Raw genomic sequence first — 12,552 nt, 5'->3', positions numbered from 1 at the left:
GCGAGTGACTTAAGTCACTCGCTAATAGAAAAGAAAGTGTATTTTAATAAAATGTTCATTATAAACTACCATCAAACAAAAGGAATAGCAATAGTTACCGATGTGCCATCTGATGGTTCTGAATGAAGGTTAATGATACCATGTAAATAATTTACCCTTGAACGAATATTGTTCCAACCATTATTTTCGGGCTGAATTTTGGCATCATCAAACCCTTTACCGTCGTCCTCTACAGTAATAGTCAATGTCCTTTCTTCCTGATATACAATCTGAATCAATATTTCTGTTGCCTCCGCATGTTTTAGTGCATTAGTCATCAATTCTTGAATAATCCTGAAAATCATTAAGCTACTTTCAGGAGAAATCTCAAATTCTTTGCCAAAATGTTGAAAGATAATATTAGGTGAAATACTATTTTGCTTCAATATCAAATCATCTATCGAACGAATTAGCCCAAATTTTGTCAGGGCATTGGGTTGTAAATTACTTGATATTGTACGTACTTCATCACAGGCAACATCTACCATTTCAGCAATCTGCTCTTTAGAAGTACCAATATTTTCAGTTTGAAATTTAATTCTAGAAAGTAAAGTACCAAGCCCATCATGAAGTTCCTGTGATATTCTTACTCTTTCTATTTCTTGTCCGCTAATTAATGCCCTTAGGGTTTCTATCTGTATGTTTTTCTTTACCTTCTCTGCATCCAGTCTGTTAAACCGTTGCCGACTTAGATAAGCGTACGCCAATACCCCAATAAAAAATATAGCTAGAATAATTAACACGATATACATTTGTTGCCTTATCAAGAGTTTATCCAATTCTATGTCTGCAAGCTTTTTTTCTAAGGCAATTTTAGCAACTACCATCCGCTGTTTTTCTAATAAATTATTTTCACTAAAATCCCGAACATCACTTTCCATTTTTGAAAAATATAGCTCCTCCGTAGTCTGTCGAGCTTTATTCATAAACTCATAGGCTTTCAGGTAGTTCTTTTTTTTCAAATAATAGTTTTGTATTTCATAGTAAATCTCCTTTTGTAGCTGTATCAAAATAGTATTACTCTCCACAATTTTCTGACTCTCCAATAGTGCGTCTAGTCTTTCTTCCTGTCTGCCTAGCGCATCCAAACACTTAGATTTCACGTACAGTGAAAGTGCCTCCAGCCAGTCGATTTGTAGTTTTTTTCCTACTTCATAACTTATTTCAGCATGTTTTAGCGATTCGTCATATTTTTTAATACGGTAATAATAATCAGAGTAGGAAGAATGTAGCCTTCCTTCGTATGCCTCATCTTTTACCTCTCTATTAAGCATTTCAACCCTATCGAGTATTGCTTTTACATTTTTAAAATTATTCCCATGAATATCAATATTGGCTAAATTAACTAAATGCCCGATTTCGCTATTGGGCTGTTTCTTCCTTCTAAAATAATCAACAGCACCTTTAATGTATTCCTTTGCATATTCTTTAATAAAAGGTCTATCCATAAAATAAGACCCCAATGCTCCTCTGATATTATAAAAACTGGCAGAATCTTTCATTATCAGAAAACACTCCATACTTTTACGGAGGTTCGTGAGTGGAGAATAATTAAGCCCATACTGTTTTTCCTCACTTTTGGCATAACTCCAATAAGTATAAGCTAGCCCAAGTGTATCTTTCCTATTTTGATATTTCACTAGCATTTCATCTAGCTGTGCTTTCGTATAATTTTTACTTAAACTAGGGTACTCATCTTGGGCGATTGCTAAAGAAACCTTGAAAAGCAAAAAAAATATTGTTATTTTAGGGTATAAAAAATATTTCTTCATATCAGTTAAATATACATTTGCCAAATATTAATCACGTAATGGTACGCATTTTATTAGTTGATGATCATAAAATTTTCACTGAAGGTGTTGCTTCTCTGTTATCGACAGAGGCAGACTTTCAGGTGGTAGGAGAATGTAAAACAGCGAAACAAGTTAAGACTTTTTTACAATCAAATAGCATTGATGTAGTTTTGCTAGACATCAACCTTGGGGAAGATAGTGGGCTGGATGTTTGTAAATTTATTTCGGACAATCATCCGAAGGTAAAAGTATTGGCGATGTCGATGTATAATGATGAGAGTTTTATCACTAAAATGATTAAAAACGGTTCGTCGGGATATATTTTGAAAAACACTGGTGGTGAAGAACTTCAAAAAGCTATCAGAACGGTGTATGAAGGCAATACCTACCAAAGCGAGGAGGTAATGAATATTATCATGAGGGGGTTAACTCGTCAGAAACAACAAGAGAAAAGTCTTTATCAAATTCGTTTTACGCGTAGAGAAAGAGAAATACTCGACCTTATCGGGAAAGGCTTAACCACGAAAGAAATTGCTACTGCACTCTTTATTAGTGATAAAACTGTAGAGACTCACCGAAGTAATTTATTAGCAAAATTCGAAGTAAAAAATGTAGCAGGCTTGATTAAGCTCGCTATTGAATATGGGTATTTGAAGTGAGGAGTTGTGAGTTTATTATTGAGCGATTGAGTGAATTGTGATTGAGTGAGTTGTGAGTTAGTGAATTTGTAATTAAATAAAATTAATAATACTCCCCTATTGACAACTCACTAACTCACTCAATCACTAACTCACAATTCACAACTAATATAATCACTAAATCACAATTCACTCAATCGCTAAATAATATAATCACAACTCACTCATTCACAACTCTTAATAGCTCACATATTGATTAGTAAAAGAACCATCGTCGTATAAATCAATTACAGCATAGCCTGCTTCTGTATGCTGATATTTTCCAAACCACCAGCGGCCCGATACAGCACCATTACAACAGTAAGAAACACCATTATAATCAACACGGTCGCTTAAATGTATATGACCCGATACCGCGAGCTTTACATTTTTGTGGTGATGAAAAAGCTCTGCAATTTGTTTAGAATCTGTGTGCATCCAACTCCCTGGCACTTCCCATCGTCCATCTTTTTCTTTCATGTTATTACCATCAAAAAAAACACAGGCTGCCAAAATAGGAATATGCGATATTACCATCGTTGGTTTATTGTCAGGCAAAGCTTTCAGGTCTCTTTTTAACCAATCGAATTGTTCTTCATCCAAATTAGCCGTATACCACGAGCCATCCTTCTTTTTCTGAACGCTATCTAGCATCACAAAATGCCAATCGTTATTGTCAAAGCTATAATAAGGCTTGGCTAGCCCCATTTCGTCCATTGCCCATTTTTTCCCATCTTCAAAACTACTTTGACTATCACCCTCACAACAAATATCATGGTTGCCAACGCTATGAAAAACAGGCAATGAGTTTTCAGCTTTCAGGACATCATTAAATAAATCCCACTGCTTTTTTACATTTCCTTTTCTGTGTTTATGGGCATCCATCACACAATCGCCAGAATTGATAATTAAGTCGGGCTTTACTTCATTTTGTATATGATGTAAACATCTTGCAAAACCTTTAGAAGAATTCACTAAAGGAATAGCTTCTTCGATGTGTACATCAGTGATATGAGCCACCCTCAATACTCTTTTAGGAACAGTTGGTTTGTCTTCTTGTGCTTTTACTAAATTCGGAATGGATAAACCGCCAGCAATAAGCCCCATCTGGCGAAGTAAATCACGTCTTTGCATCTAATTACAGTTTGGTTGCGCAAAGATGGGCTTTTAAGATAACCTCTTAGTTTTCTGACAATTAAGCCTTTGTAAACTTTATCTATTGTTTGTAAAGGAATTGTAAACTAAGCCATTTCTAATTCAATAGGTTGGTTATAGGCTATTTGAGTGACTAATAAAATTCTACGAAAGAGTTCTTTCAAGTCAACACCTTCGTTTTGAGCAATACTTGGTAAGAAACTACGAGCATCCAGATTAGGCATTGTATTGATATCTAATACATAAATCTCACCATTATGAATACGGATATCTGTTCTAGACATTCCTTTTATTTTCATGGTTTTGTGTAATGTCAATACTTTATGCATGATTTCCCTTTTGATGCTTTCTTCTATGTCAGGATTCAGTATTTTTTCGGTTACTCCATACGATTGTCCCGCGATATATACCTCACGGTCGTCATCAGGGCGAATTTCTAAAGGCGTCAATGCCATATAGTCTGTCCCATTTTCGTTTGGAATTACTCCTACCGTAAATTCACGGCCTGTAATATAAGGCTGTATGATATAGTTTTCTTTTTCGAGTAATTCCTGATAAGGTATTTCAGAGGCATCGAATACTAACATATTCAGGTGTAAACTTCCCATTCTGTGTTTTACGATATAACGTTCGTATTCTAAAGTAGCTACGTCACCCAACTGGATGATAGGAGGCGTTTTTACATCGATTTCTTCACAGATTTGTGGAAGATTCATTTTATCCTTGGCAAGTATCTGTATATCATAAGTACTGGCTGTATGTTTAATGGCATGGCTATCTAACCAACGGGCAATATCTGCTTGACCAGCTTCACCGAAACCATAACATACATTAAAAACCATGTCGAATTGTTTCAGAAAATCTGCAAATTCTGTCGTAAAGCCCACAAAATGTGTTACATAAGGATAATAGTTTTCGGGCGTAGCTTTTAGGAAAGTAGCGATGGTACTTCCGAAAATATTTTCTTTCCACGGCGTAAAGGTGGAGTCAGAATAAAGAAAAATGAGTTTTTGGGCTGACATGATTTCGTGATTAATATTAGAAATCGAAAATAATATGCTCAGGAATATTCTATGATTATCAGATAATTATGGATATGTTAATTCTCTGCCATTCTTTAATCCTTTACGAAATCATAAAGTGCTGTTAATGATACGGTTACATTGAAAATGTATTTTTGCCTAGAACTTAAAACAAATCATCTCATGCAAAAAGCAAGACGTTATCTGACCGTTTTTCAACGCAATTTTACTTGGTTTATGACATCAATGTTTGTTTCATAATAAACATAAAGAAAGCATAATTCAACCTTAACACAGAGATAATCTTAGAAGAGTAAGTTTGACTAAATTTTTGAATCAAACAGTTTTTAAGATTATAAATATGATTGACCTATCTCTGAAAATCTTGTTGGTTGACGACGACCCAGATATTCTAGAATTACTTGAATACAACCTCCAGAAAGAAGGTTTTCAAACACGTACTGCCGAAAACGGTCTTCAAGGTATTCAAGTGGCACAAGAGTTTTTACCAGATATGATTTTGATGGACATTATGATGCCCATCATGGACGGCATAGAGGCTGGGCGTATTATTAAGCAATCTAAAGAATTAAAGAATTCTTACCTCATTTTCTTGACCGCCAGAACAGAAGAGTATTCGGAAGTAGCAGCCTTTGATATTGGTGCCAATGATTATATCATCAAACCTGTTAAACCAAGGGCTTTGATTAGCAGAATAAAAGCTGTTTTCCAAAGAAATATTGCTGATACGGTTGATGAAGAAAAGGTAGTTTTAGAGGATTTGATAATCAATCGCCAGAATTATTCTATTGCCGTAAAAGAATCTTCATGGACTTTACCTAAGAAGGAATTCGACTTGCTGATGTTCTTTGTCAGTAACCCTAATAAGGTGTACACCCGTGACGAAATTCTTTCAAGTGTTTGGGGAAAGGGCATTCACGTAACCGAACGTACCGTAGATGTTCACATTCGCAAAATTCGTGAAAAGATTGGTGAAGATTATATCCGCACGATTAAAGGAGTTGGTTATTTATTCTCAAGAAACTAAATCCTTAACAATCCTTTAATATTCTGGCAATCATAGGGTTAAAGTAAAATTACAATTTTGGTTTATGAAAACGCCAAAACAATATAAAACCGTCATCATATCTGATGTTCACCTAGGCTCAGAAGGTTCAAAAGCTAAAGAAGTAACAGCTTTCTTGAAGAGTATCTCGTGCGAAACCTTAATTATGAATGGCGATATTATTGATGGCTGGCAACTCAAAAAGGGTGGTTCATGGAAGAAAAAACACACTGCTTTTTTTAGAGCTGTGTTGAAAATGATTGAGAACCATAATACTAAGGTAATATACCTGAGAGGTAACCATGATGATTTTCTAGACCAAATTATTCCTTTTCAGTTAGGTAAATACTTCACTGTTCAGCGCGACTATATTCTACAGTCGGGCACAAAGAGTTACCTTATTACACACGGAGATATTTTTGATTCGGTTACCTCACAAATGAAATGGCTTGCCTATTTAGGTGACATTGGTTATACCTTTTTATTATCCATCAATAAACTGTATAATCAATACCGTAAGTGGAGAGGGTTTGAATATTATTCTTTTTCACAGAGGATTAAGCAACGCGTGAAAGAGGCTGTAAATTATGTGTCGGATTTTGAAGAGAAATTGACGGAGTTAGCCCGAGCAAACCATTGCGAAGGTATTATTTGCGGACATATTCATAAACCAGACATTCGCCTTATTCAGGATATTACCTACATGAATTCGGGCGACTGGGTGGAATCGTTAACAGCATTAGTAGAAGACTATCAAGGGAATTGGGACTTGCTCTATTTACTCCAAAATAGTCTGGATTTAGAAGAAGAATTATCAGATGAATTAATAGATTCTGAGGCTATGAAAACTGCCAAAGGAATTTTTATGAGTATCTCTTAAAATATACCCAATATGAGTAAGTATCTATTCGTAGTACAAGGTGAAGGCCGTGGACATTTAACGCAGGCTATTTCCCTCTTTGAAATCCTAACGGCTGCTGGGCACGAAGTGGTTTCTGTAATGGTGGGTATGGAGGATAAACATCATATCCCTGCTTTTTTTAAAGAAAAAATTACTGCTCCAATCAATACTTTTCCTGCCCCTAGCTTAGTTTATGGACAAACCAAAGCTGTAAAGGTATGGGATACGATTAAAACGCACGTTTTACAGCTTAGAAAATACCGTAAAAGTGTTCAGTTTTTGGCAGATGAGGTTGAAATGCATCGCCCTGATGTTATCGTGAATTTTTATGATATTATCTGTGGCTTGTATGCACAATTCCACCGTCCGAATATTCCTGTTGTTTGTGTAGGACATCAATATTTGTTATTACACAATCAGTTTATTTCATTGCCAGACAAAAAAATAGACCGTTTTTTATTAAACCTCAATACACGTCTTACCTCTTTAAATTCAACTAAAAAATTAGCTTTGTCTTTTGTAGAAATGCCCGAAGACAAAGCTAAGCACATTGTAGTAACGCCACCACTTTTACGAAGAGAAGTAAAAGCATTGACGCCTACAGTAAAACCCTATTTCTTAGCTTACATCACTCACCATAAATTGGGTGAAGATATTATCAATTGGCATTCTGAACACAGAGATGTGGAAGTACATTGTTTCTGGAACAATCCTGATTTTGGGAATGAATGGCATTGTCAAGAAAATCTTACCTTCCATCAGGTAAATGCTGAAAAATTCTTAACCATGATGCAAAACTGCTCAGGGTTAGTTTGTACAGCAGGATTTGAATCTGTTTGCGAAGCCATGTATCTAGGCAAACCAATCATGATGGTACCAGTGCCAAATCATATCGAACAGCAAATAAATGCCTTAGATGGCGAACGTGCAGGAGCAGGTATTGCTGATACTACCTTCAATTTCTCACGTTTTATTGAATATGTGCCAACCCACCAAAGTATTAGCGACGTCTTTCAGGCTTGGCAAGGGCAAACAGCACAAGTATTCTTGAAAAACTTAGAAGAAGTAGCTCAGAAAAAAGTGGAAATTTATACGTTTAGAAGAACCTCGCAAATAGGGAGATACTTTCGCAGGTCTTTGGGTTCTACTTTATAGAACACAAAGACCTTCATTAACAACGGTTGATACCCCAAAACTAGCGTTCTCGTTCTGTTCAGACAATATTTTTTATGAGGCTATTCATTTAGGACATACTATTGACATTGAAATGGACCAAAAGTTTTTTTGATATTGAGTTTATTGTCTACTGTTTCTGCAATTAAAACATAGAATGTTTCTCCTCCAGGCAAAACCCTTACGATAGTATGTCCAAACATACTTTTAAAACCATCCGTAAACCAAAAGCCTATCGCTGCTTTAGTGGCTTCTTGGATATTGGTTGCAAAAAGATTCTTTTTCCCTTGATAAATATGGTCTGAGATAAGCCTGTGAACAACTTCTTCTCCGGGGTGATTACTACTCCAAGTTTGCTCTACCACTACTTGGGGTTGCAGATTTCTGAGAAAATTTTCGTTAGTAGCATCTCTGCACCCATGATGATCTAAAGTAGTTACTTCTACTTTGCCAACCGCTTTTGAGATAGGCGTTTCTACATCAAACCATGTTGGTAAACCATACCCTTGCAAGCCTGTATTATCACCTCCCGTAAAATAATCAAACTTACCATAAGACAGCTTGATGGCAAGGCTCAACGGATTTTCATTGAATCTTTTTTTAGCATCTAAAACACTATCTGCCGTAAAGAACTCAAAAGTTTCGTTTCCATTACCTGTCCAAATAGTACCATTGGCTTTTACTCCCCGAACCTTAAAATTGGGATACTTTGATGGATTGTTTTTTAAAACTATTTGGTCAATTGCTCCTACTTTTAATTGTTCGCCGATTAGTCCATTGTGTTGTTTTTGGAACTCAATGAATTTTTGTAGATTCAAGAAAATACTTGGTTCATTTTTGTATCCAACTTTTAAATCAGTCGGGAAATTATTGTAAGGATAATTCCTATCAATCAACTTTTTGATGGGTACTAAATCACCCACTTCAGTTATGCCTGATAGTTTATACGCTCCATTAGAGGCTGTTTTAGTACCAGCGTTGATAATGCCCATGTGGTCGTCGTGATAATGAGTAATCAGGGCATAATCAATTACAGGCTTGTTGGGTAATACTTGTTGAATATAATCAGCAATCCATTGTCCAGCAGTTTTAGAATTATTAGGATAAGGAAGTGTATACGTAAAGGGCCAACTATTTCTACGAAAAGCAACATCTCCAATATCTCCAGCATCAACCATCATCGTAGTTCCGTCAGGCAAAGCAAAGAATGTCGAAACGCCACTTCCCGTAACAATATGGTGAATATCTAAATAGCCTTGATGCCATTGAATATTGGTGGTATCTGGATTTATTTGTGCTTGAAGCCTAGTAATGGACGCACAAAATATCAACAAGAAGAATATGTAAGTTTTCATCAATATTGTATTAGGTTGTTGGGTTGAATGATGTGTATAAAGCAATCTAATTATAAAGAAGAGAGTAGCTAATTTACGCTTCAATTTGAGAAAGCCTTTAACATAATAGTAAATTATATCTTTTTCTTTCATATTTCTAAATGATGAAATTATGATAGCGTTAATTTTGTAGGAAAAGAAACGCTTATAAATAAACAATCATTAAATATCTTGTCCTAGTTCAATGTTTCGGAAATATTGGCACAGTAATTTTGACTCAAGAAAAAACAAACACGACGATGGACAGAAAGACATTCATACAAAAAGGCATTACAGGTACTGGTATTTTTGCAGCAACTGCTGCTTTGGGCAATGTAATCAAAAACGATATAGATGAATTACAAGAATTGGATATTATCGGGTTTAATCATATTCCTAATACCCCTTCTAAAATACTAGAAAACTCTGTTTTGCATAAGGCTGATTCTCGTGGACATGCTAATCATGGGTGGTTAGATAGCAATCATACTTTTAGTTTTGCTAATTATTACAACCCAGAACGCATGCACTTTGGCGTGTTGAGGGTTTTGAACGACGACCGTGTGGATGCTGGTAAAGGCTTTGGCAGACATCCGCATGATAATATGGAAATTATCTCTATTCCGCTTGAAGGAAACTTAGAGCATAAAGATAGCATGGGGAATGTGGCGGTAATCAAGCAAGGAGATATTCAAGTAATGAGTGCAGGAACAGGCATTTACCACTCTGAATACAACCAAAGCCAAGATAGCTTAGTGAAATTTTTGCAGATATGGGTTTTCCCCAATAAAAAGAACGTTACGCCACGTTATGACCAAATTACGTTAGATACAAAAGACAGGCACAATAATTTACAACAAATATTATCACCCAATCCAGAAGATGAAGGCGTATGGATTCACCAAGATGCATGGTTTCATTTAGGGACATTTGATAAAGATTTTGAAAAAACGTATCAAATCAAGAAAAAAGGGAACGGCGTATATGCCTTTGTATTGAAAGGAAGCTTTGATATTGAAGGCTTCGAGGTAGCAAACAGAGATGGCTTTGGTGTTTGGAATGTGGATAGTCTGAAAATAAAAGCGATTAGTCAAGATGCTGAAATATTATTAATGGAAGTACCGATGTCGATATGAAAAAATTTGAAATTTTAGTAATCGGAAGAAATGTTGAAATCCATGAAGTAGTACTGCGATTAATCAACAAAAATGAAGCTTGGTCGGCTACAGGAGCATTAACTGATGAAGAAGTGTTTGCGATATGCAAGGCAAAAAGCTTTGATATGGTCTTACTAGGAAGCGGTATAGCAGAGGAGTCGGAGGAAATCCTCAGAGAATATTTTAACAAGCTTAATCCTCATCTACCAATTGTACAACATTATGGTGGTGGAAGTGGGCTGTTATATTGCGAAATTCAACAGGTTTTTGAAAAGATTTAGTTAAGAAATAAGCACAGTATTAGTTAGCATAAAATCTAATCACCAATTACTAATCACTCATTTATTAATTCTTAGCATTTTTTATCTCTGGGGTGTGCAAAACACGCTTAATGCCCATAAATCTTTTTTGATAATAAGCGGCATCTAAATAATCATAGCGAACACCACCGTTCCAAGCTGAGTGAATAAACTTAATATATTTGTCGGTTACTTCGGTAACAATCCCGACGTGACCGACTCTTTTTCCCTTCGCATTATGTCCTTTGAAGAAAATCAAATCACTGGGCTGAGCTTCCAATCTTGATACTGAATATCCTAATAAACTTTGAGCAGCGCTACCATGCGGTAAAATCATCCCAAAATTCTGGAAACAATAGCGTACAAATCCTGAGCAATCAAAACCTTTTTTAGAAGTTCCACCCGAGCGGTATCTTAAATGAAGATGGTCGTTAGCGAAATCGAGGAGATTATTTACAGTACCTAGCGTGGTATGTGAAGCATTATTTTGAGTGGAATCTTTTGGTAAAAATTGCCCAAAGATAGTGGATTGAAATCCGACACAAAGTATGGTAAATAAGACCTTTTTCAGCATAATTGTCTGTTTAATATCTAAATACTGTAACCAAATTAGCAATAAAACTTTAAAAACCAAAATTCTTGTCTTAATTAAATCCTATTTGTCATAACATCATTAGGTGGTTTTACGTATAAATGTCTTTGAAATATGCTGTTTTATTACTTTTAAAGTGCCCTTATCAACATATTAATGATAAAAATTATCAGAAGTAGATAGTCTGCTTTTAGTAAACCATTTATGAATGTTTTATTGGAAAACTCTTCGTTATGGCTTAATTTTCGATACATTTTTTGATTTAAGTTTCGCGCAAAAAACAAATAAAAAACCTTATTAATCTATTTAGCATCGATAAAAATGGAAATAAAAACACATGAAGTAAATACCATCAAGATAGCGGAGGCAACAGCAGATTATATTTTTATTAATAATGCCCAAGATGGATTAGATTTATTAGGAAACGTATATTATCAGGGCTTTGACAACATCATCATTCATCAGAAAAACATCACTCCAGATTTTTTTGATTTAAAAACAGGCATTGCGGGTGAAATACTTCAAAAGTTTTCAACTTATCGTGTTGCTTTAGCTATCGTTGGAGATTTCAGTCACTATACCAGTAAAAGTATAAAAGACTTTATTTTTGAAAGTAACAAAGCTGGGCATATTAACTTTGTTAATAGTGTTTCGGAGGCTTTAGGTTGTCTTGGTAAGGAATGATATTAATCAAAGCTGGGCGTAGTGTTTTACTACCTTCAAACGAAGTTTAATACACTTAGTATTGCTGTTGAAAAAATAACCCATAAACCCATATGAAAGTAACTTATATTTTAATCATCATATCTATAATTACGTGTAGCTATAAAATAAGTAATTTGAACAAGCAATACAGTGAGTGTAGTAAAACCTATGACACATTGTTAAAGATGGATGTTTATTCTTATGTAGATGAAATGCCTGATTATCCTGAAGGAAACGGAGAATTAGCAGTTTTTTTACAAAAAAAATTAAAATACCCTTCTGAACAGAAAACAGTACAAGGAAAAATAACTTATTCTTTTGTTGTAAATAAAGAAGGACTATTGATAGATAAGAAGATTTATAAAAAGAACATAGAAGATTATACCCCTTTAGATAAAGAAGCTTTAAAACTCTTAGAATTAATGCCAAAATGGAAAGTAGGTAAATGTAATGGAAAAGAAGTAGCTGTCCGTGTAATTATAACAACTCATATAACTCCAAATTAACAGTTCACTAGCTATTTTGCCTTTGTTGGTGTTTTCACCATAGCCGTCAGGCTATGAGTTAATAATGTCTTTAGTGTAAGGTTTGTATTGTTTA

At 35.0% G+C, this 12,552-nt stretch carries 13 protein-coding genes; 8 read left to right on the top strand and 5 right to left on the bottom strand.

The annotated features are described in order from the left end of the window. Window positions 1–71: 71 nt before the first annotated feature. Window positions 72–1,811: a sensor histidine kinase gene (locus AC07XN_RS19905; RefSeq protein WP_494744303.1), complete on the bottom strand. Its 1,740-nt coding sequence runs from the start codon at window positions 1,809–1,811 to the stop codon at window positions 72–74. Window positions 1,812–1,849: 38 nt separating this feature from the next. On the opposite strand from AC07XN_RS19905, the gene AC07XN_RS19900 reads away from it, so the two are divergent. Continuing rightward, entirely contained in the window at window positions 1,850–2,491 is a 642-nt protein-coding gene (locus tag AC07XN_RS19900) for a response regulator (RefSeq protein ID WP_309915855.1), read from the top strand. Between the two features lie 216 nt (window positions 2,492–2,707). Here the strand turns inward: AC07XN_RS19900 and AC07XN_RS19895 are convergent, their stop codons facing one another. Together AC07XN_RS19895 and AC07XN_RS19890 are read right to left on the bottom strand one after the other, a co-directional pair. Continuing rightward, window positions 2,708–3,643, bottom strand: a complete 936-nt coding sequence (locus AC07XN_RS19895; protein WP_309915853.1) for a metallophosphoesterase family protein — start codon at window positions 3,641–3,643, stop codon at window positions 2,708–2,710. 107 nt (window positions 3,644–3,750) lie between these two features. Further along, window positions 3,751–4,686, bottom strand: coding sequence for an ATP-grasp domain-containing protein (locus AC07XN_RS19890; RefSeq protein ID WP_494744302.1), 936 nt, complete (start codon window positions 4,684–4,686; stop codon window positions 3,751–3,753). Between the two features lie 361 nt (window positions 4,687–5,047). Between AC07XN_RS19890 and AC07XN_RS19885 the strand changes: the two genes are divergently transcribed. From AC07XN_RS19885 to AC07XN_RS19875, 3 genes are all read left to right on the top strand, one after another. Then, complete coding sequence (locus AC07XN_RS19885; protein WP_309915847.1) at window positions 5,048–5,734, top strand: response regulator transcription factor; 687 nt, start codon at window positions 5,048–5,050, stop codon at window positions 5,732–5,734. 64 nt (window positions 5,735–5,798) lie between these two features. Next, window positions 5,799–6,632 carry a UDP-2,3-diacylglucosamine diphosphatase gene (locus AC07XN_RS19880; protein ID WP_309915845.1) on the top strand — a complete coding sequence of 278 codons (834 nt, stop codon included), beginning with the start codon at window positions 5,799–5,801 and terminating at the stop codon, window positions 6,630–6,632. A 12-nt stretch (window positions 6,633–6,644) separates the two neighbouring features. Further along, the gene (locus tag AC07XN_RS19875) at window positions 6,645–7,808 is read left to right on the top strand and encodes a glycosyltransferase family protein (RefSeq protein WP_494744301.1); all 1,164 of its coding nucleotides are present in this window, start codon (window positions 6,645–6,647) and stop codon (window positions 7,806–7,808) included. Window positions 7,809–7,906: 98 nt separating this feature from the next. Here AC07XN_RS19875 and AC07XN_RS19870 read toward each other — a convergent pair whose 3' ends face one another. Further along, the gene (locus AC07XN_RS19870; RefSeq protein WP_494744300.1) at window positions 7,907–9,181 is read right to left on the bottom strand and encodes a ComEC/Rec2 family competence protein; all 1,275 of its coding nucleotides are present in this window, start codon (window positions 9,179–9,181) and stop codon (window positions 7,907–7,909) included. Window positions 9,182–9,459: 278 nt separating this feature from the next. On the opposite strand from AC07XN_RS19870, the gene AC07XN_RS19865 reads away from it, so the two are divergent. Next, the gene (locus AC07XN_RS19865) at window positions 9,460–10,335 is read left to right on the top strand and encodes a pirin family protein (RefSeq protein WP_309915839.1); all 876 of its coding nucleotides are present in this window, start codon (window positions 9,460–9,462) and stop codon (window positions 10,333–10,335) included. Continuing rightward, a complete protein-coding gene (locus AC07XN_RS19860; protein ID WP_494744299.1) occupies window positions 10,332–10,637 on the top strand; it encodes a response regulator receiver protein in 306 nt (101 codons plus the stop codon). Before AC07XN_RS19865 ends, AC07XN_RS19860 begins: the two co-directional genes overlap by 4 nt. A 64-nt stretch (window positions 10,638–10,701) precedes the next feature. Here the strand turns inward: AC07XN_RS19860 and AC07XN_RS19855 are convergent, their stop codons facing one another. Next, window positions 10,702–11,229 (bottom strand): C40 family peptidase, encoded by a 528-nt coding sequence (locus tag AC07XN_RS19855; RefSeq protein WP_309915832.1) that lies wholly within the window; start codon window positions 11,227–11,229, stop codon window positions 10,702–10,704. A 339-nt stretch (window positions 11,230–11,568) separates the two neighbouring features. Here AC07XN_RS19855 and AC07XN_RS19850 point away from each other — a divergent pair, with 339 nt between their 5' ends. Beyond that, a complete protein-coding gene (locus AC07XN_RS19850; RefSeq protein ID WP_494744298.1) occupies window positions 11,569–11,931 on the top strand; it encodes a DUF4180 domain-containing protein in 363 nt (120 codons plus the stop codon). 155 nt (window positions 11,932–12,086) lie between these two features. After that, window positions 12,087–12,458 (top strand): energy transducer TonB, encoded by a 372-nt coding sequence (locus tag AC07XN_RS19845; RefSeq protein WP_494744297.1) that lies wholly within the window; start codon window positions 12,087–12,089, stop codon window positions 12,456–12,458. Window positions 12,459–12,552: the final 94 nt, after the last annotated feature.

It is taken from the genome of Arcicella sp. GW458-12-2-14-TSB2 (assembly GCF_059423785.1).
This window is presented reverse-complemented; position numbering and strand designations above follow the sequence as displayed.